General features: G+C 40.5%; 17 protein-coding genes, 2 tRNA genes and 2 pseudogenes. 14 read left to right on the top strand and 7 right to left on the bottom strand.

The features are described from left to right. The first annotated feature begins 11 nt into the window (after positions 1-11). Together GTU69_RS10450 and GTU69_RS10445 are read left to right on the top strand one after the other, a co-directional pair. A complete protein-coding gene (locus tag GTU69_RS10450; protein WP_086176233.1) occupies positions 12-212 on the top strand; it encodes a hypothetical protein in 201 nt (66 codons plus the stop codon). 136 nt (positions 213-348) lie between these two features. After that, positions 349-1,254: a WYL domain-containing protein gene (locus tag GTU69_RS10445; RefSeq protein WP_166170328.1), complete on the top strand. Its 906-nt coding sequence runs from the start codon at positions 349-351 to the stop codon at positions 1,252-1,254. A 122-nt stretch (positions 1,255-1,376) separates the two neighbouring features. Here GTU69_RS10445 and GTU69_RS10440 read toward each other — a convergent pair. Together GTU69_RS10440 and GTU69_RS10435 are read right to left on the bottom strand one after the other, a co-directional pair. Next, a tRNA-Leu gene (locus tag GTU69_RS10440) sits at positions 1,377-1,462 on the bottom strand. A gap of 10 nt (positions 1,463-1,472) precedes the next feature. Next, a tRNA-Cys gene (locus GTU69_RS10435) sits at positions 1,473-1,546 on the bottom strand. A gap of 153 nt (positions 1,547-1,699) precedes the next feature. Here GTU69_RS10435 and folD point away from each other — a divergent pair. Beyond that, entirely contained in the window at positions 1,700-2,548 is an 849-nt protein-coding gene (gene folD / locus GTU69_RS10430) for a bifunctional methylenetetrahydrofolate dehydrogenase/methenyltetrahydrofolate cyclohydrolase FolD (RefSeq protein WP_166170326.1), read from the top strand. Between the two features lie 165 nt (positions 2,549-2,713). After that, complete coding sequence (locus GTU69_RS10425) at positions 2,714-3,382, top strand: 50S ribosomal protein L11 methyltransferase (RefSeq protein WP_166170324.1); 669 nt, start codon at positions 2,714-2,716, stop codon at positions 3,380-3,382. A gap of 33 nt (positions 3,383-3,415) precedes the next feature. Here GTU69_RS10425 and GTU69_RS10420 read toward each other — a convergent pair whose 3' ends face one another. Beyond that, entirely contained in the window at positions 3,416-3,844 is a 429-nt protein-coding gene (locus GTU69_RS10420; protein ID WP_166170322.1) for a hypothetical protein, read from the bottom strand. A gap of 276 nt (positions 3,845-4,120) precedes the next feature. On the opposite strand from GTU69_RS10420, the pseudogene glpD reads away from it, so the two are divergent. After that, positions 4,121-5,596 (top strand): annotated as a pseudogene (glpD, locus tag GTU69_RS10415) (glycerol-3-phosphate dehydrogenase); the annotation flags it as partial. A 139-nt stretch (positions 5,597-5,735) separates the two neighbouring features. Here the strand turns inward: glpD and GTU69_RS10410 are convergent. Together GTU69_RS10410 and GTU69_RS10405 are read right to left on the bottom strand one after the other, a co-directional pair. After that, positions 5,736-6,062 (bottom strand): hypothetical protein, encoded by a 327-nt coding sequence (locus GTU69_RS10410; RefSeq protein WP_240921624.1) that lies wholly within the window; start codon positions 6,060-6,062, stop codon positions 5,736-5,738. 139 nt (positions 6,063-6,201) lie between these two features. Then, positions 6,202-8,031 (bottom strand): phosphoenolpyruvate carboxykinase (GTP), encoded by a 1,830-nt coding sequence (locus GTU69_RS10405; protein WP_166170318.1) that lies wholly within the window; start codon positions 8,029-8,031, stop codon positions 6,202-6,204. A 416-nt stretch (positions 8,032-8,447) separates the two neighbouring features. Here GTU69_RS10405 and GTU69_RS10400 point away from each other — a divergent pair, with 416 nt between their 5' ends. The 4 genes from GTU69_RS10400 (at position 8,448) to groL (ending at position 12,318) form a co-directional block, all read left to right on the top strand. After that, complete coding sequence (locus tag GTU69_RS10400) at positions 8,448-9,386, top strand: diacylglycerol kinase family protein (protein ID WP_166170316.1); 939 nt, start codon at positions 8,448-8,450, stop codon at positions 9,384-9,386. Next, on the top strand, positions 9,367-10,140 hold the full coding sequence (locus tag GTU69_RS10395) for a metallophosphoesterase (protein WP_166170314.1): 774 nt from the start codon (positions 9,367-9,369) through the stop codon (positions 10,138-10,140). Before GTU69_RS10400 ends, GTU69_RS10395 begins: the two co-directional genes overlap by 20 nt. A 182-nt stretch (positions 10,141-10,322) precedes the next feature. After that, positions 10,323-10,613: a co-chaperone GroES gene (locus GTU69_RS10390; RefSeq protein WP_016167026.1), complete on the top strand. Its 291-nt coding sequence runs from the start codon at positions 10,323-10,325 to the stop codon at positions 10,611-10,613. A 70-nt stretch (positions 10,614-10,683) separates the two neighbouring features. Further along, on the top strand, positions 10,684-12,318 hold the full coding sequence (gene groL, locus GTU69_RS10385; RefSeq protein ID WP_166170312.1) for a chaperonin GroEL: 1,635 nt from the start codon (positions 10,684-10,686) through the stop codon (positions 12,316-12,318). 585 nt (positions 12,319-12,903) lie between these two features. Here groL and GTU69_RS17045 read toward each other — a convergent pair. Both GTU69_RS17045 and GTU69_RS10375 read right to left on the bottom strand, forming a co-directional pair. After that, on the bottom strand, positions 12,904-13,287 hold the full coding sequence (locus tag GTU69_RS17045) for a hypothetical protein (protein ID WP_180042314.1): 384 nt from the start codon (positions 13,285-13,287) through the stop codon (positions 12,904-12,906). Positions 13,288-13,805: 518 nt separating this feature from the next. Beyond that, positions 13,806-14,453, bottom strand: a pseudogene (locus GTU69_RS10375) (transposase). A 940-nt stretch (positions 14,454-15,393) separates the two neighbouring features. Here GTU69_RS10375 and GTU69_RS10370 point away from each other — a divergent pair. From GTU69_RS10370 to GTU69_RS10350, 5 genes are all read left to right on the top strand, one after another. Further along, positions 15,394-18,288, top strand: a complete 2,895-nt coding sequence (locus tag GTU69_RS10370; RefSeq protein WP_166170310.1) for a YadA-like family protein — start codon at positions 15,394-15,396, stop codon at positions 18,286-18,288. Between the two features lie 749 nt (positions 18,289-19,037). Then, positions 19,038-20,303: a TolC family protein gene (locus GTU69_RS10365; protein WP_166170308.1), complete on the top strand. Its 1,266-nt coding sequence runs from the start codon at positions 19,038-19,040 to the stop codon at positions 20,301-20,303. Positions 20,304-20,350: 47 nt separating this feature from the next. Continuing rightward, positions 20,351-22,597, top strand: coding sequence for a type I secretion system permease/ATPase (locus tag GTU69_RS10360; RefSeq protein WP_166170306.1), 2,247 nt, complete (start codon positions 20,351-20,353; stop codon positions 22,595-22,597). 58 nt (positions 22,598-22,655) lie between these two features. Then, complete coding sequence (locus GTU69_RS10355) at positions 22,656-23,894, top strand: HlyD family type I secretion periplasmic adaptor subunit (protein ID WP_166170304.1); 1,239 nt, start codon at positions 22,656-22,658, stop codon at positions 23,892-23,894. Between the two features lie 890 nt (positions 23,895-24,784). Then, positions 24,785-25,038, top strand: a 254-nt coding sequence (locus GTU69_RS10350) for a transposase (RefSeq protein WP_166169863.1), incomplete at its 3' end; no start/stop codon positions are given.

Genomic DNA, 25,038 nt, shown 5'->3' with positions numbered 1-25,038 from the left:
GGAAGTATATTATGAAAATAGTCTCAGCTCCTTATACATCTGAACATGGCTTACGCGCCTTGAAGCGATTGCATAAGGCCATTATTTGCAATCAGGTATTACCTTCTAATCTGCATCAGTTTTATAAAGCCATGCTGCATCTTGAGCGTTATGTTGAACGGCTTAATCCCAAACCGCCGACAAAAGGTGTCACCAGCCGTTTCAAATCCTGATTCAAGTTTTTCCTATTAGGCTTAAGTTGAAATAAATATTTAAAATTAAGTTTTTGATTGGTAGTATAATTTTTAGATAATTTAAAAAAATTTAGCATTTTAGGTATTGTGCTTTTATTGCACAAAGAGGGTATTTATGAAGGGCAATGCGTCAACGCATGAGCGCCTCGCAGAGCGTTTGGCCAATATTTTAACCAAACTGAATATAGGGCATCAGTTAAGTGTACAAGAACTGGCGGGTGAGTTTCAGGTCAGTACCCGAACCATTGAACGGGACTTTGATCGGCTTAATTCATACTTGCCTTTGATTCAGGATGGAAACACTAAACGCTATTATCTGGAACCTTCCTATTTAGGCCGTTTTAAACTGCAGGATATCCAGAACTTTGCGCAACTGTCGGGAATTAGTGAGCTTTACCCGACGCTGGATATTTCTTTTTTACGCGAATTGCTGGACGAGCGGGCGAACCAGGTCTTCTCGGCAAAAGGCTATTATTTTGAAGATAGCAAACGGTTTGCTGAACATTTTAAGCTGCTTAGCGCTGCGATTTATAAACGTCAATGGATTGAGCTGCAATATCGTGATCAATGCAGAATCATCCAGCCTTATCGTTTAATCCATCATCATGGCATCTGGTATTTGGCGGGTGTCTTTCAGAAAAAACTGCAGACTTATCGTTTAAGTCAGATTCAGCAGGTGAAACTGCTATTTGAGACAGAAAATTTCCAACATGATGCCGAGATATTAAAAATACTGGCCGATGAGGAAAGCATCTGGTTTGGAAAGCAAAAACAGCAGGTTTTTATCCAGGTAAAAGCTGAGGTTGCGGTATTTTTTAAAGAGCGGCGTTTATTTCCAGAGCAGCAGATTGAGCAGGAATCCACATCTGGAGAATTATTAATCAGCTGTCAGGTTCGCCACGAAATGCAGTTATTGCCTTTGGTGCGGTATTGGCTACCACATGTCAGGATTATTCAGCCAGTTCATTTGCAGCAAAAACTGGAGCAGGACCTGGAGAACTATTTGCGCTCTGCGGGATGATAGCCAAAGAGCACGATAGTGGAATGCAATTCAGAATAAGAATCTGAGTTGCTAAATTTTAGGCATAAAAAAACCAGCTTAATGCTGGGTTCTTTACTTACACCATCTTAGTAAGCTAAGAATGGTGCCCGAGGCCAGACTCGAACTGGCACGCTTTGTGGGCGGGGGATTTTAAATCCCCTGTGTCTACCGATTTCACCACTCGGGCTTAACAAGATTGGAGGCGGAGGTCGGAATCGAACCGGCGTACACGGAGTTGCAGTCCGCTGCATGACCACTCTGCCACCCCGCCATGTCTTGTTGCTGCGTATATTATCAAGCCCTGAAAAAAAAACAATAGTAGATTTATGCAGATGTGCAGAAAAGCAGCATATAACGGAAAATATTTAAAATATTCATGTAGAATGTGCGAAATTGATTCATATCAACATTTGGGAGAAGTGCCGTGGCATTAGTATTAGATGGTCGTGCATTGGCAAAGAAAATTGAGGCTGATTTGTTAACTCGCGTAGAAGCGTTAAAAGCAAAATCAGGTCGTACTCCAATCCTTGCGACTATTTTGGTGGGTGACGATGGCGCATCTGCAACTTATGTGCGTATGAAAGGAAATGCTTGCCGCCGTGTCGGTATGGATTCATTGAAAGTTGAACTTCCGAAAGAAACTACGACTGAAGAATTACTGGCTGAAATTGAAAAACTAAATGCCAATCCTGATGTTCACGGTATTCTTTTACAGCACCCAGTGCCTGCACAAATTGATGAGCGTGCTTGTTTCGATGCCATTTCACTGGCGAAAGACGTTGATGGTGTAACTTGTCTGGGTTATGGTCGTATGGCAATGGGTGAGGCAGCTTATGGTTCTGCAACGCCTGCAGGTATCATGACTATCCTGCAAGCCAATGACATTGAAATTGCAGGTAAACATGCAGTCGTTGTTGGTCGTTCTGCAATTTTGGGTAAACCAATGGCTGCAATGCTGCTTGAAGCCAATGCAACGGTAACCATTTGCCATTCACGTACTCAAGATCTTGCTAGCTTCGTTAAACAGGCTGACATCATTGTTGGTGCGGTAGGTAAAGCTGAACTGATTCAAAAAGACTGGATTAAACCAGGTGCAGTGGTTGTAGATGCAGGTTTCCATCCACGTGATGGCGGTGGTGTCGGTGACATTCAACTTGTCGGTATTGAAGAAGTGGCTTCTGCTTACACGCCTGTTCCAGGTGGTGTAGGTCCTATGACAATTACGACTTTGATTCGTCAAACAGTTGAAGCTGCTGAAAAAGCTTTGGGTTAATGCGTTTGTTCCTTCTCCCTCTGGGATGAGGAGCATGCTCCGCAAGGGGATGAGGGGACTTTAAGCAAATTAAAAACCTCTCCCTAACCCTCTCCTAAAAGGAGAGGGAACTTTTTGTTTAGACAAGTATTCATTTCTTAAACCTAAAACGAATAAAAAATTCCAATGAGCTGTACTTTCCAATTTCCCAAAGCCCCAGAACATCTTATCCAAGCCTTGCATGAAGTGATTCCAAACTGTGAGTTGATGGCACAGCAATTGCCTGAAATCCCCATTTCACTGTGGCTGATTCCACTGGTCTTTCCGACAGACAAACTCGATGATGAGGTGATTCGTCGGATCTGGAATGATACGCCATACTGGATATTCTGCTGGGCTTCAGGACTTGCTATGGCACAGTGGCTCTTAGCTGAACCACATCATGTGAAAGACAAGGTGGTACTCGACTTTGGTGCGGGGTCGGGTGTGGTTGCAATTGCAGCGAAAATGGCAGGAGCGAAGCGGGTGATCTGTTGTGATATTGATCAGGTCAGTCTGGATGCGTGTCGTGCCAATGCCGAGTTGAATAATGTCGAGCTGGAATATCTGGATGATCTGTATAAAGCAGAGCAGGTCGATATTCTCTTGGCTGCCGATGTGCTATACGATCAATGCAATCGCTTCTTTTTAGATGAGTTTCTAAAGTTTTCCCCAGAAGTATGGGTGGCAGACAGTCGGGTGAAAAATTTTAGTCATCCAAACTACGAAAAACTGGATGAACGTAGTGCCACGACTTGGCCAGATCTGGATGAAGCAAAGGAATTTCGTAATGTCAGTTTTTACAAGACGCTATAAATAGCGTCTTATTTCTGTCTAAATTATTAAGTTTTAAGAGCAGGTATAGCGAACCACACTTAAGGTGCTTGGACGCGCTTCTAACGACTGGCGAGTAGCCATATTTTCACTATTATATAAGTCTGGGGTGTTGCTAAGACTTATGCTGGTACGGCTCTGGCCCAGTTGACGACCATAGTGTGGAGTTTGTATTTCCGGATTGGCAATTTCACTAATGCTCATGATCGTTAATTTATATTGTTTATTTAAGCCTAATACTTTTTGGCAGGCACGCTGTAATTTCTGTTCATCTATTTTCTGGTTCTGACGAATAGCTAAAGTATAAGTCAATGTTGCGCTATTGGCAGACTGGCTTTCAATCTGATAGCCGACATTACCATTGTATTGGCGCGGAGTACTTTGACAGGCAGTCAGTGCAAGCGCAAGCAAACTTAAACCCAACAATTTATAGCTCTTGTTCATCTTCAAAAAATCCCGGTGTTATTATTCTACTCAGTATGCCATAAGCCCGATTTTTTAACGATCTTGAGGCAGTGTATATTCCATAAAAAAGCTTTCCAAATGTGACCATCTGGAAAGCTGATGCCATCAGAATAAAAAAATAAAAACTTCGTTCATTTTGCCTGCATTGAAGTGAATGACAATTATCTGGTGTCCTTTCACTTTAAATAGTGTTAGGTTTCTTGAGATAACAAGAAATTTAAGTTTACTGTCTGAACAGGATTAGAGGAGGTGGACATGCTAGTGAGTCATCCGGTCTATGATGTAGCGGTGATTGGTGGTGGCATTAATGGCGTGGGTATTGCCGTTGATGCTGCAGGACGGGGTTTGTCGGTTTTTTTATGTGAAAAGGATGACCTCGCCAGCCATACTTCCTCTGCCAGCAGTAAGTTGATTCATGGCGGTTTGCGCTATCTTGAATATAAAGAATTCCGTTTGGTACATGAAGCTTTGCTGGAGAGGGAAATCCTGCTAGCCAAAGTGCCGCATATCATTCGTCCATTACGTTTTATCATGCCGCATCAGCCGCATTTACGTCCTGCATGGCTGATACGGACCGGTTTATTTATTTATGATCATTTGGGCAAGCGGAAAAAATTAGCTGCTTCCCGGCATATTCATTTTGATCCGGCCAGCAGCCCTTTAAAAGATGAAATGACGCAGGGTTTTGAGTATTCGGATTGTACTGTGGATGATGCGCGCTTGGTGGTTTTAAATGCCATGCAGGCCCATGAGCTGGGTGCCAAAATTGCCACACAAACGCGTTGCACAGCTGCTTACCGTGAAAACGGATTATGGAACATCCATCTGGAACATGCACAGGGCAGTTATCAGCTACAGGCAAAGACCCTGGTCAATGCTGCCGGCCCCTGGGTAAATCAGTTTATTGAGCACAATTTAAAACAGCAATCACCACATGGTCTACGTCTTGTTCAGGGCAGTCATATTATCGTGCCTAGAATTTATGAGGGCGATAAAGCTTTCATTCTGCAAAATGATGATCAGCGTATTGTTTTCGCGATTCCTTATCTGGAGCAATATACCTTGATTGGGACTACTGATCATGAGTATCAGGGCAATCTTGATCAGGTCGAAATCACCGCACAGGAAGTGGATTATTTGCTGGATGTTTATAATGATCATTTTAAGCATCAGCTGACGATTAAGGATATTTTATATACCTATTCAGGTGTGCGCTCTTTGTGTGATGACGAGTCGGATAATCCATCGGCTGTTACCCGAGATTACACTTTGGCAATATCGCATGCGCAGGAAAGTGATGCACCTTTACTCTCGGTATTTGGCGGCAAGCTCACCACTTATCGAAAACTGGCAGAAGCAGCAATGGTGCATTTGGCACCGAACTTTCCTGACATGCATAGTTCCTGGACTGAAAAAGCATTGTTACCGGGTGCGGAAAACCTGGTTTCAATTGAGCTGTTAATACAGCAGCTTATGCAGGGCATTGATGATGTTTCTTTGCCATTGGCTTCGCGCTGGGCCCATGCTTATGGTTCAAGGGTATGGGTATTTTTAAAGGATATTTCCGGCATCAATGAATTGGGTGAAAACTTTGGTCATGGACTGTTTGCGAGAGAGGTAGACTATCTGGTGGATCAAGAGTGGGCGAGAACAAGTGAGGATATTTTATGGCGCAGAAGCAAACTCGGTTTTCAATTTAGTAGCGATGAAATACAGCAACTGGATCAATATCTTTTAAAGTTACTGCTGACAAGATCAAGCGATACTGCAGCTGAAGTAGTTCAACAAGAAAAAAGACCGCCTGAGCGATCTTTTGGGTACAGCAAGTTTTAGTTGTGATCTTCAATCAAGTTTCAGCGGTGGGCTGTACTTAAATTTCAACGCCGCCGAGTTCTTTACAATTTACCGGCGTATTCCATTTCACGGCTGTACCCCAAACCACGGGGCGTACAAAACGCCAAGGCCAGAAACCGAATCTCTGGCTGGCATTGTAGTTAATGACCACGTTGCCACCGACTTGATGGGCACGTTCTGCAAAACGTGAATACAGTTCTTCTACGCTGCCATAAGTCCCTTTAGCCACTTTAATGCGCTTTTTGATCTGAAACTGGCTAGAGTCAGGTGTACCTTTGATTGCACAAATGTGAAGAGCAGGCTGTTCTGGTGTCTCGGGTTTGGCTATTGCCAAAGTAGACATGCTAAGCAGACAGGCAGTCAGTGTGAGTGTTTTTAACATAAAGTTTCCCCTTTTATGGCTGTTGTTAAGTTATACAATCTTATTATTAAATAAATAGTTAAAAAAAAGGCCGCTTGTGCGGCCTTTTTTTATTTAGCAATTAAGCAGATTGAACTGCAGCTAAAAGTTCAGCTTGACGCTTTTTCAACGCTTCTGGTAAACGGTCACCCAGTTTGTTGAACAATTCAGAGTGGCTTTCAAATTCTTTGATCCACAAATCTTTATCTTGAGAAGTCACCATCTCGAACTGTTCTTTAGTGAAGTCAGAACCAGTCCAGTTCAGCTGTTCGTAAGTTGGAACACGACCGATTGGTGTTTCAACAGCATCTGCACGACCTTCACAACGGTCAATGATCCACTCAAGAACACGCATGTTTTGACCGAAACCAGGCCATACGAAGTTGCCTTCAGCATCACGACGGAACCAGTTTACGTTGTAGATGCCAGGAAGCTTGTTGCCAGCAGCTGCAGCTTTCGCACCAACTTTCTCACCCATTTCTAACCAGTGAGAGAAGTAGTCAGCCATGTTGTAACCGGTGAATGGAAGCATCGCAAATGGGTCACGACGAACAACACCTTGTTGACCAACAGCAGCTGCAGTGGTTTCAGAACCCATGGTTGCAGCTTTATACACGCCGTCAACCCAGTCGATTGCTTCTGAAACTAGAGGAACTGTGTCTGCACGGCGACCACCGAAGATGAATGCAGAAATTGGAACACCTGCCGGATTTTCCCAGTCAGCATCAATTGAAGGGCATTGACCTGCAGCAACGGTAAAACGTGCATTTGGATGCGCAGCTTTTTCACCAGCAACGTGTGGTTGACCTTTCCAGTTAGTCAGGTTAGCAGGTACTTCTTTAGTCAGACCTTCCCACCATACTTCACCGTTGTCAGTCACGGCAACGTTGGTGTAAATCACATCGTGGCTTAAAGTTGCCATACAGTTCGGGTTAGTTTTGGTATTGGTACCAGGTGCTACACCGAAGAAACCAGCTTCTGGGTTGATTGCATATAAGCGACCGTCTTCACCTGGTTTGATCCAGGCAATATCATCACCTACAGTTTCAATTTTCCAGCCTTCGTAACCTGCTGGTGGAATCAACATTGCAAAGTTGGTTTTACCACAAGCTGATGGGAATGCAGCAGCGATGTAGTGTTTTTCACCTTGTGGATTGGTTACGCCAAGGATCAGCATGTGTTCAGCTAACCAGCCTTGTTGACGGCCCATAGAGGATGCAATACGTAATGCCAGGCATTTTTTACCAAGCAATGCGTTACCGCCGTAACCTGAACCATAAGACCAGATTTCACGAGTTTCTGGATAATGCACGATATATTTTTCTGGGTTGCAAGGCCAAGCTACGTCTTTTTGATCTTCTTCAAGCGGAGCGCCTACAGTGTGGACACATGGTACGAATTCGCCATCAGTACCAAGTACCTCGTAAACAGCTTTACCCATACGAGCCATTTTAGCCATGCTTACTGCTACGTAAGGAGAGTCGGTTATCTCAATACCGATGTGTGCAATATGAGAACCTAAAGGACCCATAGAGAAAGGAACCACGTACATGGTACGTCCTTTCATGCAACCATCAAACAAACCGTTCAGGCGAGCGCGCATTTCAGCAGGCGCTTCCCAGTTGTTTGTCGCACCTGCGTCTTCTTGTTTTTCTGAACAGATAAATGTGCGACCTTCAACACGAGCAACGTCAGAAGGATCTGAATTTGCCAAGTAAGAACCAGGGTGTTTTTCTGGGTTAAGTGCTTGCATAGTGCCGTTAGCGATCATCAAGTCAATAAGACGTTGATATTCTTCTGCGCTACCGTCACACCATTCAATTTTTGCCGGTTTGGTTAATTTAGCAATCTCTTCCACCCATGCAATAAGCTTAGGGTTACGAACGAATTCTGGTGCGTTCACTTGGGTCATGGTGAGGCCTATCTCAAATATGTACGATTCAAATGTACAAAGTACAATCCAGGCAATGGGATACATCGCCAAGATGAAAATATAAAAAAAAGTGGCTGTATTAAAGCATAAAATCATAAAAAAAATAAGACTAAAGAAGTAGCTGAAATAGATTGGAATATTATATATTTATTTTTTAAAATCATTAAAAACAATAAGTTAAAACATTGTTCGTTTATTAATTGATCCATTTACTAGTTTTATGAGTGTTATTTATTTAAATTATTTATTTAAAAAACAATGGTTTAATGTTGTTATTTTTGTGGTGATCGCTATTGATTTAATAAATGGTGGTAATTCGAATTTTACATAAAGATGCTTTCAATTGTCGATAATTTGGACGAAATTAGAGCAATTGCTTCAAAAAAGTAGTAAAAATGTCAGTTTCTGCCAAGCCTTTGTCCCTTATCTATAATGAAAAATCAGGATTTCATGCAGCCAATAAAGATGAAATCTATGAGCCGCTTATGACAAATTTAACAGCTTATGGTTATGAGATTCAGGCATTTGAAATTAGTGCTGAAACAGATTTTAGCAGTTTTATGGACAGAATCATCGCACGCCATCTACAGGCAGACGAAATTGGTATTGTGGTTGCTGCGGGTGGGGATGGTACACTCAATACGGTGGCTACTAAATTGATAGGCACCGAGATTCCTATGGGTATTTTTCCCTTGGGAACCTTCAATTATGTTGCCCGCTTGTTGCATATTCCACTTGATTTGCTCAAAGCGGCCGATGTTATCGCGACAGGACAAATCCGTGCAGTTCATGTGGCGCAAATTAATGATCATATCTATTTAAATAATGCCAGCTTGGGACTTTATCCCTTATTCATACAAAGGCGTGAACTCTATAACCAGCGTTTTGGCCGTTTTGCTTTACATGCTTATACTTCAGCGCTAGATGTACTGATTCGTGATCGCAAAGAACTGAAACTGGAAGTGGAAATTGACGGTAAAAAATATCCCGTCAAAACTCCGCTGATTTTTTTTGGCAATAATCAGCTGCAACTGGCAGAGATGAATTTACGCATTGCCAAATGTGCTGAATTGGGGAAAGTCGCAGGGGTCGTTGTGGCAAAAAGCGATAAACCCACCTTATTTAAAATTTTATGGCAGTTGATTCGAGGCAATCTTGATCATGCACCAGATGTGTATAGCTTTTCTGCCGACAAGGTGCAAATACATTCCAAAGCCAAAAAACTGACTCTTGCACTGGATGGTGAGATTGTGGAAATGCAGCCCCCGCTGCATATTTCCGTACGCAAGCATGCATTGAAAATAATGGTTCCTTATGATTCTACATCTATCTGATTTGCATTTTGGTACGGAAAGACCGGCCTGTATGGCTGCAATTCGTCTCTTTTGTCAGCAACATCCTTTGGAGGCTGTGGTTGTAAGCGGGGATTTAACCCAGCGCGCCCGTTATAAGCAGTTTTATGACTGCAAACAGTTTGTGGAAAGTTTAAATCTACCCTATCTGGTGGTGCCTGGAAATCATGATATTCCCTTGTACCATGTCTGGAACCGGATATTCAGTCCCTTTACCCGCTATAAAATTTTCTTTGGTCATATGGAAACTGTGTTGGAAACCAAGCATTTTTATCTGATTGGCGTCAACAGTATTCGACGGCGTTATCATACGCGCGGACATATTTCCCTAGAGCAAATTCAGCAAATTGATCACAGGCTGATGATGGCTCCCAAGCGTAAAATCAAACTTATTGTGGCGCATCAGCCATTTTATACACCGCCGGATAATCCGCATGGGATCAAGGATTGTCCAATGCTGGGGCGTATGGCTTTGGAATCTTGGAGTCAAAGTGGTTTAAATGGCCTGTTGCATGGTCATCTGCATCAATCAGCGGTGTATGATCTGAACCAGATTTACCATTTAGGGGTAGACCATCCGGTGCTGGATATTCATGCGGGAACTGCAACGTCTTACCGTTTGCATCGGGGCTTACCCAACAGTCTGAATCTGATTTATCCAAATGCTGATGTAGAGCATTATTATTTTAACAATCAGCAAAAAGAATTTGTGTTAAAAGAAGAAAGTGCTGATTAAATGCAGAAATATCGGATTTGAATAAAAAAAATACAAAAAACAGCAAATTTTTTTTGTTTGCCCCTTGAAGCGTTTTTTTCCATCCCCACAAAAGTGTCATCGAAATTATTTGATGATGACCGATGGAATAACAAAGTCATCATTACTTCACTAATAAAAGACTTAGTCTGATGGAGTTTCCAATGAGCAACATTCGTCCATTACATGATCGCGTAGTTATTCGTCGTGTTGAAGAAGAAACTAAAACTGCTGGCGGTATTTTGCTTCCAGGTTCTGCTGCTGAAAAACCGGCTCAAGGTGAAATCATTGCAGTAGGTAATGGTCAGATTACTGACAACGGTGTGCGTGCTTTAGATGTAAAAGTTGGCGACAAAGTATTATTCGGCACTTATGCGGGTACCACTGTAAAAGTACAAGGCGAAGAGCTTCTTATTATGAAAGAGTCTGACATTTTAGCGGTGCTTGAAGGTTAATCCTGAGCCGGAAAATTCAGACCTGATTATTTATTCAGCTTATTGAAAATTAAAATATTTGGAGTAAACCATGTCAGCTAAAGACGTAAAATTTGGTGATTCAGCTCGCGCTAAAATGATTGCAGGTGTAAACGTACTTGCAGATGCGGTAAAAGTGACTTTAGGCCCTAAAGGTCGTAATGTTGTGATCGACCGTTCTTTTGGCGCACCACATATCACTAAAGATGGTGTAACTGTAGCGAAAGAAATTTCACTTGCAGACAAATTTGAGAACATGGGTGCTCAACTGGTTCGTGAGGTTTCTTCAAAAACCAATGACATCGCAGGTGACGGTACAACAACTGCAACCGTATTGGCTCAAGCAATCTTGAACGAAGGAATCAAGTCAGTGACTGCGGGTATGAACCCAATGGACTTGAAACGTGGTATCGACCTTGCAGTGAAAGCTGTAGTGGAAAACATCAAAGCCACTGCTAAACCAGCGTCTGACACGAAAGCAATTGAACAAGTCGGTTCGATCTCTGCAAACTCTGACGAAACTGTGGGTAAACTGATTGCTCAAGCAATGGAACGCGTTGGTAAAGAAGGCGTGATCACTGTTGAAGAAGGTTCAGGTTTTGAAGATGCGTTAGACGTAGTTGAGGGTATGCAGTTTGACCGTGGTTATATCAGCCCGTACTTTGCCAACAAACAAGATACCTTGACTGCAGAACTTGAAAATCCGTTCATTCTTCTGGTTGATAAAAAAATCAGCAATATCCGTGAATTGATTACAGTACTCGAAGCGGTTGCTAAAACAGGTAAACCTCTTCTTATTATTGCTGAAGATGTTGAAGGCGAAGCGTTGGCAACTCTAGTTGTGAACAACATGCGCGGCATCATTAAAGTATGTGCAGTGAAAGCGCCAGGTTTTGGTGACCGTCGTAAAGCAATGCTGCAAGATATCGCGATCTTGACTGGTGCGACTGTGATCTCTGAAGAAGTGGGTATGTCTTTAGAGCAAGCTACACTTCAAGATTTGGGTACTGCACATAAAGTAACAGTATCTAAAGAAAACACCGTGATTGTAGATGGTGCTGGCGATGCAAACCAGATTGCTGAACGTGTTCAACAAATCCGTGCGCAAATTGAAGAATCTACGTCTGAATACGACAAAGAAAAACTTCAGGAACGTGTTGCTAAATTGGCTGGCGGTGTTGCAGTAATTAAAATTGGTGCAGCAACTGAAGTTGAAATGAAAGAGAAGAAAGACCGTGTTGACGATGCGCTTCATGCAACTCGTGCTGCGGTTGAAGAAGGTGTAGTTGCGGGTGGTGGTGTTGCACTGGTACGTGCAGCTTCTGCGCTTAACGGTGTAACTGGTGCCAATGATGACCAAAATGTTGGTATTAACATTTTACGTCGCGCTATTGAAGCTCCGCTTCGTCAAATCGTAGCGAATGCGGGTGATGAGCCATCTGTAGTCATCAATGCTGTGAAAAATGGCGAAGGTAACTTTGGTTATAACGCTGCTACTGGTGAATATGGCGATATGCTTGAAATGGGTATTCTTGACCCTGCAAAAGTAACGCGTTCTGCACTTGAGCATGCTGCTTCTGTTGCTGCTTTAATGTTAACGACTGAATGCATGATCACAGATATCCCTGAAGATAAACCTGCTATGCCTGATATGGGCGGCATGGGTGGAATGGGCGGTATGATGTAATTCGTCTGGCTCATTCATTACTCAGCTTTCCAATACATGTTAAAAACATCCTTCAGGTTTAGGCTTGAAGGATGTTTTTTTATTGGTATATTTATTTATAAGTGTTATAAATTTTAACAATTTCAGTAAAAAATCTTCGACTTTTGTATCCTGTCTGTTAATTTATTTTGTGATAGGATGAATGAACATAAGATAAATTTCACATCAGGAACGTATGATTTTTCTGTTGATATTTTAAACAGAGTTAAGTGTATAGAGGGGATCTTGAACATAATAAGTATTTCTGAATATGTGTGATCTTTATCATAATCTGATGTATAAATGTTGTTAAATAGTGATATTATTGTGACTGTGTAATCAGTTTATAATAGTTAATAATTTCTCCAAAATATAGTTGACATTTAGCATGAATGATTTGAATACAAGAGCTAAAGAACATAAGAGGGTAGTTCTGAAATCGGAGCTGATAATGATTAGCGCTGAAGAGTTGAAAGGTTTATATCGAAAGTTGAGGGACTATGAAGATCAGATACAAAGTTACCAACAAGAAAAGCAATTTTTTCTGAAAATGCTGTCCAATCAATCCTAATTAGTTTGGCTAAACTCATCAATTAAGTTTTGAATAATTTCTTTGTGTGCACTCTTTAGGGCTTTGAATTTTAAAAAATAGTTTAATTCAACACTTTGTGATTCTGTTAGTGTAGATGTTTCATCTGCTAGTTTTTGATCACCAAATCTTAACCATTGTTTAGAAACATTTAACCATAATGCTAATAGCGACAATTTATCCTGACCAGGAATAGCCTTGCCAAGCAGCCAGTTATTCGCTGATTGTACGGAAATTGGTTGACCATCATAACGACAGTTAAATTCTTTCGACAAATAAGTTGGACTAATCGGATGTTTGGCTTCTGATAAAGCCTGAGTTAGGCGTTCAGCAAAAAGTTTTTTTTCCTGTTGATTGCTCATGATCTAAAATAAACCTCAAAGATGCAATTATTATACACTTTTTATATTGCGAATAGGTTGTGCTATTGTAATACTTTTACTCCATAAAGGTAAATTAATTTCAATATCTAAAAAAGTCTTTGATAGTTTAATTTGTATCCAAAAGTTTCCATTTGATGTTTTAAAGTCAGCTTGATTTTACAAAAATAGCTGTAATAAGCTAAATAAAATCCCCATCTCTTTTAAGAGTATTTTAAATGGTTTTTTGCATTCTGATGAGTAAATGTAAATTCACATTTTTATGTGTAGTATTAAAAAAATTGATTAGCACAATTATAATTTCCAGTGCTCTTTTTAGAGTGGTGCTACAGTTTTCCATTTAATTTATGTGATTTTGATCCTTGATGAAATGACTAGAATGCTGGATTCAATGATGGCGAAAGTTTGTATCTTCTAGAGTCTAACAGTGCTAATTAATTTGTACATGCAATAGATCTCTAATCACTGCATGGTTTTTTATTTGGGGGCCTGTTAATCATTCATAATGGTAGCCAAATAAATACACAAACTAAGGCAACAGAACTTTCATAGTTTCTCTTTGGCTTATCATAACCTGTCGTATTGTTTCTAAATAGCTGAAGCATATTCTTAATTAAGTCTCTAATTTTATATAAGTACCAATCCTTGTAATCATTATGCGATTGGGTTTTGAATTTTGTAAGATATTTGCTTTAGTCATTGTTTTTTGTATTTTTTTCTCTAAATTAAGTTCGCATCATATCCTTTATTTGTACAAAGCACATCAGTATCTTTTAGATCTATGGGATTAACCAAGGCTGTTGCTACTTTCACATTATGATTTGTACCGTCATGAATTAGAAATTGAATAGGGTTCTCATTTGAATCTACTGTTAAATGAGTTTTAGAGCTATTACCACCCATGCTTTTTGAAATAGCTTGGGTTCTGATGCTTGTGGCATGCTGATGAGCACGCACATGGGTTGCATCAATAAATACCCATTCCAGATCGGCATCAAAAGAAATTAAGTTAAATACTTTTAATAACTTATTATCTTTTGATCACTGTGCTTTGTTTGAGATAAATATCAGAATTTGGGGTGAGGGGTATTGCTCAGTAAGGCTTTCAGCTTAGACCAGTGTTGATCTGTCAGTGTTGTGCGAGTCATAGCGAGAAGTGAATTTGGTTTGGTGATTAAATTTTACTTTCTCGCTATTTTTTTGCCCAGCAAATGTCACAGGCTTAATTTAAATCGAGTTGTTTTCATAAAAATTGACTGGTAGATGACGCTAACTGATGCCACCGCTAAAAAATTATAAATTGATCTTATTGGTTTGATTTATCGCCTAAAAAAATACCTCATAGTTACAAAATATATCAAATATTGATTTAAATTATTTTGATATGATTTTTGATATTTTATTTTAAGTAAATGATTTTAATCTATTTAATTATTGTTATATTGTTTATATTGCTAAGAAATATGTAGTTATTATAAATATAAATCAAATTTTGATTGATAAAGATGTTTCTTTTTGTATATTATGCCCTTGTACGAAATTGATGCTCTGAACGGAATTTTTCAGTATCCAAATTTTCGTCCCAGTTTTGCTGGTTTGCAAACATCCTAGGGTAAACCAGTCTTTTTATAAGAATTGAAAGAGGACAAATCTATGACATTTAAGAAATCAGCATTAGCCGCTGCGCTCATGACTATGGCAGGTACAACAACATTCGCTGCAGTAGTAGAAAATCCACTGACACGTTGGAATTATGATTCTGATACAGCTAATTTATACTTGCAAAGCACAGGAACGGAAACAGTAACTACTGATGTGAATCAATCTACGGTTCAGCGCGTTGAAGAAGTGCTCAATTCGCAAGTCATTTTAAATGCAACCACAAAGGTTCAAATTCCTGCTCAGTTCCCTAATTTATTCAATAAGTATGAATATGAGGAAACACGTGCAGGTTTACTACGTGAAACAAATGATCATGTTGATACTAATATTACAAATACAGACACCCAAGTTTCTCGCTCTGTAGAAAACAGTAGCTTTAGTGAAAAAACAGGTACAGTTACTCGGACTGCTCAAACAAATGTTGCTTTGTTTAATGGTAATGAAATTCCTGGAACAGAAACACGTTTAGCTGATACGACTTTTGAGTTTGTTCAAGATGATCTTACTAAAGTTGCGGGTGCTTATGAGCGAACAGGTACGCGTAGCAGAACAGAAATTGACTATAACGATGATCAGGTACTGGATCGTACGGTAGAAAGTACTCGAACCAATAGCTATAAAGACAATGCTGTTGCTTATGATACAAACGGTCAACCAGTACAGGTTGATGGTCAAACCAGTTATGTGGTGTTAGAAGATACCAATGAGCGTAATTTTAATTTAACGGCATATAATTCAGATGTTGAAAATGGCGTAGAGACTAGCCGTGGTCCTGATGGTAAGTTACTGGTTGTAGAACGTAGCCGTTCTTCTACCGAGCAAGATGCTAACTACCAATATGATGATATTTCTGGTGATTTTGTTACCTTTAAAGGACAAGGTGATAATGTAGAATTGTCTAATATTGAAGAAGTAACCCGCGCTCGGACATCGACATATACCAATTATGATGATGTTAGTGTAAAAGATTTGGAACTCTCTCGTCAGCAATCTAATAGTTACCAGCAAACTGATATCTTTGATAATTTTGTAAGCTACAATAACCAGAATGGAACAAGTGATTTAACCGTCTATAATGATGGTAAATCCAATCTGGCTTGGGAAGGTCAGCTTAACCTTGATGCAAGCTGGAAGTCACGTGAAGTTTCAGAAAAAGATGGTCAGCTCAATACTGATAGCATTACCACAGGTACTTATGAGCTAAACCAGCAGGACGCATATTATCAACCTACCCATAATGCGGAAGGTGAAAATTATAATATTGTAAAAGCAACTGGTAATCAGGAAATCCCTTTCCCATATGATTATTTAGGCGGTAATCAGCCAATGCTGTTGGGCAGTATGTACTATAATGGGGAAGATACTGCATTACAAAGTTCGCTTTACGATTCAAAATATCATGAAAAAACTGTTGATGGGAACGGAAATTTAGTTCATGAAATCACAAACAACCAATATGAATCATTAAACTATGCTGCGAATATGCAGGAAAATATTGAAGTTGATCGTGACTTAGTACGTAATGATCTACGTGATGAAACTACTATTGGTTCTGAAGTCGTGGTCTCTACTAATCCACAAGATCAGGTGGTTTCAGGCTTCACCCGTAAATTTGACGGTTCGCCAATTACTCTGAATGATGTTAATCAGTGGGTAGATGATAATGGTGATATCCATCATTATGTAGTTCTGGGCTTGGATAAAAATGGTCAAGAAATCCGTACTGAGGTACAGGTTGCTGATGCAGCTGATCCAACCAGTTTGAGTCTAAATGCAACGTATAACCAATTGAATACCTCAAATTCAACAGAGTCAGTGCGTTATAATGAAGATGAGTTCTATAAATCTACAGATTCATCACTAGATTCATATACTACGACTTATGAAGATGGTTCTGTTGACTCTGATAAATGGACTTCTGATCAAGCAATTACCGTTTATAATGAGAATGTAGTTGATAAAGAGTGGGAGGGTTCTCGTTCTAATACCTACGAAAACCAACGTGTTACATTTGCTGATGTTGAGGGTGTTGCAACAGCAGCTCAGATTAATACTTATGCACATCAAGATGCTGAAAATACCACTAAATATAAACCTGGTCAGGAATTGGTAGAAGAAACCAACCAGACAGAATCATATCAATGGACTCAAGAAGATCTATTGGCTAATACAGCTTTTGCTGCTCAAGATAACTGGCAACGCAATGAAAAATTGTATGCTGAAGGTGCTAGTGATTTAGGTCTTGTTGTAACTGAAAATGGAAACGGTACATCTTCTTATATTTCTGCTACACAGACTGAAGAATCACAATGGGCATCGAATAGTCAGGAAACAATCTATCAAGCTGGTGATATAAATAGTACTGAAACTGGTTCCAATTCACAGAGCACAACACGTACTGATCTTGTAACAGGTAATTCAGATACTTATGCAACTAATGGTCAATTTGCATCAACTGAGTTCAACACGGTTACTGGTTTGCTAGCATCACAAGCTGTTCTGTCTACAGAGGCTGCTGAGCGTCAAGAAAGTTTAAGCACTACTCAGGCTGGTGTAACCACCTCTACAACGGTTGTTCGTGGTTATGAAGATGAACAACGTAGTGATGAAAGCGCAACCTTGACAGTTTATGGTTCTGAAACCAATGTTGCGGGTGATGGCTCTCAAACTGTATTGGCTAAGAGCGCAACAACAGTCGTAGATAAATTTGGTATTGAGGAATCTAATCAGCTGACTCAAGCAAATACAGATATCACTGCTGCTGGTGCTGCAACCACAACTACACAACAACGTACAGACGATGTTTCTGGAATTAAGTTAGAAAAAACAGTGACATTGGAAGGTGCTAGCGCTAGAGCTGCGGGTACAACTAGTTCAACGATAATTAGTGCGGGTGAAATTTCTGTAGATGGTGTGTCTATCACTGCAAATGGTTTGAATGCCAATAATACCGTTGTATCTAATGTTGCAAATGGTGTTGCGGATTCTGACGCAGCAAACCTTGGTCAAGTACGATCATACTACAATGATGTCAGTGGTCGTGTTAACCAATTAAATACACGTGTAGATGATGTAGAGAAAACTTCTTACCGTGGTATTGCTATTGCATTAGCTGCGCAACAACAAATTCCTAACATTGGTGCTGGTCAGTTTGCTGTCTTTGGTGGTGTAGGTCACTATGAAGGTGAATCTGCAGGTGCTCTAGGTCTTGCTAGTGTATTTGCTGACGGTCGTACTTCTGTAAGTGCTGCGGTAGGTTTTGCCGGCGGTAATGAAGTTGGTGGTCGTGTAGGTGTATCATACGTTTTTGGCGGTAAATAATTACCTGTTAAAAAGTATAGATTAAAAAAATCCTCGCCTTGTGCGGGGATTTTTTTAATCAATTTCTATTTGTATTATGAGTCATTTTTTTGTTTGACTTATCACTTTAATTTTTGTGTTAAACGTCTATAAAACAGCTGTTTTTATCCATTTTAGAATGGATAAAAATAATGCAAAAAGCTGGAAAATAAAATTATTGGACAAATTGATGATATTGCGTTGAATGTAAGTTTATAGGCTAAAATAATCCAGAAAATTGTTCACTATACTCAAACTCAGGCGGACAAGGTGTCTGCTTTGGATCTGGGAAAGAGATAGGATTCAGTTTCTTTGAGCTGATCGATTTTATACATAAATTATGTATAAATCCTGCAAGTTGACGGTACAAATCATGATCAAAAAATGGATATTTGCATCATTGATGTAAGAGGCTTACTGTTGAGGAATAGAATTAAAATTCCGGAAAAAAGAGGGGATAAAGTTACCTACTTAAAAAATATAGTCACTTGATAATAGAGCAAAAAATTAATGAAAGTTTCATGTGTTTAGTCTGTATTTTAATGAGTTGTTGCTTTAAAATCCGAAAATGCTCTAATTAATGTGATATTTTTCACATTAATTTGGATGGTTAATACCGAGTTTTTGATTAGAACACAGTAGAAATCTTAAAGCTAATTATTGAAAGTCATCATTATTTTTTATGTAATAATCACTTAAAGTTGAATATGAAAAAAAGTCATAGATCTGTTGTGAGATATCCTCAAAATCAGGTGATGGTGCTGTTCACCACATTAATGTTGACTTCCCCGGTTTATGCAGCGGATCTCAAAATATTGCTACAGAATGCATTAACACAAGATCCATTGATGATTGAAGCGCAAGCCAATGAGCAAGCGGCGATCAGTAAAGTTAAAGAGTCACATGCCTTGCATTATCCAGTTTTGGCAGTGACCGCAAATCAAGTCCTGGGTCAATCCCATAAAGATCGTACTGATTATGCCAGTGAAGACTTCACTCCGGGTTTACGTGGCACCCTGAATTTATATTCTTTTGGAGCCATTAGTGCGCAAGTCGAGCGTGATAAAAGCAAATCAGCGTATTTTCATGAAAAAATTGGTGAAACTTCAGAAGAATTAGGCTACACCATTGGCAGTGAATATATTAAAGCCTTGCGTGCCCAAGAGTCCTTAGTTGTACAAAACCGGAGTCTGGAACGCCACAATAAATTCACCCAAGATATTGGGATTATTGTGAAATATGATCAGGGACGTCGTTCTGAACTGATTCAGGCTAAAGCCCGGCAGATGCAGGTTGAACATATGATCAGCGGTTTACAGCGTGAGCTGGGCTTTGCTTTAAGTAATCTGAAAAAATATACAGCTGATGTTTCCCCAGATGGATTGCGTGATCCATTTGCCGATCTTTCCGTCACGGATGTTGTGAATCGTTATAGCTTGACCCATCCCAGCCAGCATCCCTCTTTTCAGGCACAACAAGCTGAATTGGACAGTATCCGATCCGAACATAAATATCGTCAAACCAAACGCTATCCAAGTATTAATTTAGAAGGAAATGTTACCACTGAAGATCGTCAAGTTTATTTGAGCATGTCGTGGGATATGTTTAATCAAGCGACAAAATATTCAGTGGAGCAGGGTGGACAATCGATTGTGGCAGCAAATGCACGATTAGGGCAAATTCAGCGAGATATAGAAGAACGTGCCCGAACTGCAGAAATTGATATGTTTCAAAGCAAACAAACAATGGAGATTACCCGACAACAAATTGCAGCTTCACGTGATGTAGTGATTGCCAATGAAAAGCAATTTAAGATTGCACGAAAAACTTTGGTTGATGTACTGAATGCCTATAATGAGCTGTCTGCAGTGGAAATGGCTTATGTAACGGCACAAAATGATTTTCGTATGGCAGCCCTGGCGTATTTACGGGCACAGGGGAAAATCTCAACATGGGCGATGGGTTCGAGCAACACGACCTGGTCGATACAGCCTTAACTTTTAATCCAGCATTGCGACAGAATAAAAAAGGTTGTTAAAACATCATGAAATCAATTATCGAACATATCGCTTTAGTGACCCAGCTTCTGGGAACACCTATTTCTGTTGCTACGCTTATGGCACAGGTCACCCAGGATCAGAACCTACAGGTCAATTATCATTCATTGGGTGAAGTGTTAAAAACTCATGGTTTTGACAATACCCTGGCACAGCGAAATTTGCAGGATATTCCGTCCTTAGCCATGCCTGTGGTGATTGTGCTCAAGGATGAACATGCAGCAGTGATTACCCATATTGATGGTGTGGGGGATGAGCGAGTTTATGAAATTCAGCAGACCGATGGTTTAAAGCAGAAACTCACTCAACAACAACTGAATGAGCTGTATCTGGGATATTGCTGGTTTATCAAGCCAAAACTGGCCAGTGATTTACGTTCAGAATTACCCGAATATCATATGCCTAAAGCCTGGTTCTGGAAGGTGATCTGGCGTTTCCGTTCCTATTATTATCAAGTCATTTTGGCGACTTTCATTATCAACTTTCTGGCATTGGTTAGTTCGCTCTATGTCATGAACGTCTATGACCGTGTAATTCCAAACAAGTCTTATGAAACGCTGTGGGTGCTGAGTATCGGGGTCATTTTGGCGATTTTCTTTGAGTTTGTTGCCAAGATGATTCGTGGACATTTAACCGATATTGCAGGGAAAAAAGCAGACCTGATCATCAGCTCGGCGATTTTTAGACGGGTGATGAGCCTAGATTTGTCGGAAAAACCTGCTTCTTCAGGGGCTTATGCTAACAACTTGCGTGAGTTTGAGTCGGTACGTGACTTTATGACCAGTGCCAGTTTGCTGGTTTTGGTGGATTTGCCGTTCTTACTGTTATTTATCACCGTGATTTGGCTGATTGCTGGGAAATTAGCTTTAGTGCCTTTAATTCTGATCCCTATTGTGATGTTGGTGGGTTTTTTGGCACAAGGTCCTCTTGCACGTTATATCAATGAGTCCATGCGTGAAGGCTCACAACGACAAGGTCTGGCGGTTGAGGCGATTGAAGGGATTGAAACCTTAAAAACCAATAATGCCGCCAGCTGGGCGCAAGAAAAATGGGATTTTTATACAGCCCGTAGTGCAGCTTCAAGCATTAAAACCCGTGATTTAAGCAATTTTGTAGTGAACTTTTCGGTTGGTATTCAGCAACTTAATACGGTGATTTTGGTGATCGTCGGTACTTATCTGATTCATAGTCCGGATGCCAATTCTAAAATTACCATGGGGGCGTTGATTGCCGCCGTGATTTTATCGGGTCGTGCGCTGGCTCCTTTGGCGCAAATTGCGAACTTGGCGATTCGCTTTCAACAAGCCAAAGTGGGGATGCAAGGTTTACAAAGCATTATTGACCGAAAAATTGAGCGTGATCCAGAGCGTGAATATATCAGTCTGGATAGGGTTGAAGGTGCGCTGAATGTGCAGCAGGTCAGTTTTAAATACCAGGCAGATACGCCAGAAGTATTAAAAAATGTCAGTCTGCAGTTGAAGCCGGGTGAGAAAGTCGGGATTTTGGGTAAAATTGGCAGTGGTAAAACCACCATGCTGAAACTGGCCAGTGGCTTATTTACTCCGAGTCAGGGCAATGTCACTTTAGATGGCGTGGATTTAAGACAGCTTGATCCGAATTATCTGCGCAACCAGATCGCGATGCTGGGACAGTCGCCGCGCTTATTTTTAGGCAGCTTGCGCGAAAATCTGGATCTGGCCCGTCAGGATGGTTTTAGCGGTAATCAGGATTTGATTAATGCGCTGAAACGTTTTGGTCTGGAACAGATGATTCAAAACCATCCTAAAGGTCTGGACATGCCCTTGGGAGAGGATGGACAGGGATTATCTGGCGGGCAGAAACAGATTATTGCTTTGGCGCGTCTGACCTTGCGTCATCCAAAAGTGGTGCTTCTGGATGAACCCACTACAGGGCTGGATCAAGGCACAGAACAGAAGGCGCTACAAGCTCTGGGACAATGGTGTAAAGACAAAACTCTGTTGGTTGTGACTCACCGGATGCAGGTGTTAAGCATTGTCGATCGAATTGTGGTGATGGATCAAGGCAAAATTGTCATGGATGGACCGCGTGATGCCGTGCTTAAAAAGTTGACACAAAATGAGCAAAAAGCACGTACAGCGACACAACGGGTGATTCGACCTGCGGCTATGGCGGGTTCAGTGGCAACCAACAGTCCGACGCAGCCTGATACGAATGCCGCCCAGATAGCTGAAACAGAGCATCCGATGGCCTAAATCTGACTTGAATTAATAAAGCCCGAGCCAGCGACACACATAATATTGAGTAAAATGTATGAAGGATAATCCAACCAAGTCATCTGAAAAGATACATTCCAAAGATCTGAAATTGGTGAATGATCTGAATGCCGCCCTGCAAAAAGAAAAGCATACCGGTCTATTTTGGATGATTGGTTTGCTGTTTGTGTTTTTGGTGGTATTTGTGATCTGGGCCTATAACAGTACGGTTGAAGAGGTGACTCGGGGGCAAGGCAGTGTCATTCCGACCAGTCGCGAACAAATTGTACAAAGCCTGGACCCGGGAACCATCAAGGAAATGCGGGTCAAAGAAGGTGATGTGGTCGAAAAAGGGCAAATTCTCCTCACTTTGGATGATACTCGGAGTGCCGCAGTATTGCGTGAAAGTGAGGCTAAGGTTGCCAACCTGGAAGCCATGGCAGCTCGCTTGCGAGCAGAATCTTATGGTACCGCCATTGAATTTCCTGCAGGGATTAGTCCGGACTTGCAGCGTCGTGAACGTGCCGCTTATGAAGCCCGTCGTCGTGCAGTTGAAGATGCTGTATCCGGTTTGCAGCAAAGTAAAGCCATGCTGGACCGGGAAATTGGGATTACTGCACCAATGGTCGCAGAAGGGGTGATGTCAGAAGTTGAATTGCTGCGTATGCGTCGGCAGTCTTCAGATCTAGCTTTGCAAATCAATGAAAAACGCAACCAGTATGCGGCCGATGCCAACAACGAGCTGGTCCGCATTGAATCTGAACTGGCACAGGCCAAAGAAAATATGGCAATGCGTGCTGATCCTGTAGACCGCAGCTTAATTCGGGCACCATTACGGGGTATTGTGAAAAATATCAAAATCAATACCTTGGGTGGCGTGGTTCAGGCAGGACAAGACATTATGGAAATTGTTCCTCTGGATGATAAATTACTGGTTGAAGCTTATATCCGTCCGCAAGATGTGGCATTTGTCCGTCCGGGGCTAGATGCAATTGTAAAAATTACGGCTTATGATTATTCGCTGTATGGTGGATTAGAAGGTAAAGTAACCCTGATTAGTCCTGATACCTTACGTGACAAGGCGCGACCAAGTGAACTGAATCTAAATCCAGATGAGGCCTACTATCGGATTTTAGTGGAAACCCATAAAAATTCACTGATGGATAAAAATGGACAATCTATGCCGATTATTCCCGGTATGATTGCCAGTGTGGATGTCAAGACTGGAGAAAAAACCATCTTTCAATACCTGATCAAGCCGATTACCCGTATGAAGCAGGCATTGCAGGAACGCTAAATAAAAATATATTTTAATTTAAAAACTTAAGCCAAATTTTTATGAAATTTGGCTTTTTTATTCACTTGAGATTGGATAAGACATACATGAGCTGAAAACTTCTTGTCAGTATCTGCTGGGCTTTACTAGGTTTAATTGAGGAGATGCATCTTAAAAATACACAGCACGATGATGGGGAAATCAACTTAGAAGTGATTTTGGTTTATAAAATATCGAATCTTTGAAGGAGACTACAACCGCAGTTTTTAAACAGGAATGCCTGCTGTGTTTAGGATCACAACATTTAAATTTCTATCTTCAAGGGAATGGTTTGGAAAGCTGAAAAATATCAACCTGCAGTAGTTAGGCTTGAATATATAGGTCTTGTCTAGAGGTCAGCATCATCTCAGGAACACTTTGATCAAAACAAATCGAACAAGCTCTAGTGTTTACTTCAATGCTGTATGCAGAGAAGAATCTCGTTTTCTAGCTTGAAACTGGGTGCGTGATTTTGAGTGACTCACTTTGATTACTTCATTATTCAGCACAAAGTTGCAATGAAATGTGTATTTTTAACTTTATTTCTTTGGTAGATTTTTTTGTTATTTATTATGTTTTTTATGTAATTAATGTATTGAAAGTGTAATTTATGTACCATAAATATTCATTTAATTAACTAGAATCATGTCTTACATAAAATTATTTATCACGTATAAATATAAGCAAGTTATTGTAAATTATTAATATAAAATCCTCGAGAAAACTTAATTTTAATAAAAATTATTCTTATTTAAATTCCAATTTAAATGGAAATAAAACCTTTTTTCTATTAGGGCGTGTCCTCATTTGAAGAATTGGTTTTAAATGCTTAAAATCCTCCTTTAAGCTCTTTTCATTTCTACATTTTTTCAATGGCACGTACTCTTCTCACCGATGATATTTGGCAGCAAATTCAAGATACTATGCGATTACACGGTTGTTACTGTTCAAAAAACAGTAGAAATATCATGGAAGCCATCTTATGGAAACTACGTACGGGTGCGACATGGCGTGATATTCCTCAAGAACTTTGCCCTTGGCAAACTGCTTACAATCGCTTTAATCGCTGGGCAAGTAAGGGATTATGGGATAAATTTTTTTTAGATTACGAGGCATTCTGGATCAG

The organism is Acinetobacter sp. SA01 (assembly GCF_011319235.1).
Lineage (GTDB): Bacteria > Pseudomonadota > Gammaproteobacteria > Pseudomonadales > Moraxellaceae > Acinetobacter.
This window is presented reverse-complemented; position numbering and strand designations above follow the sequence as displayed.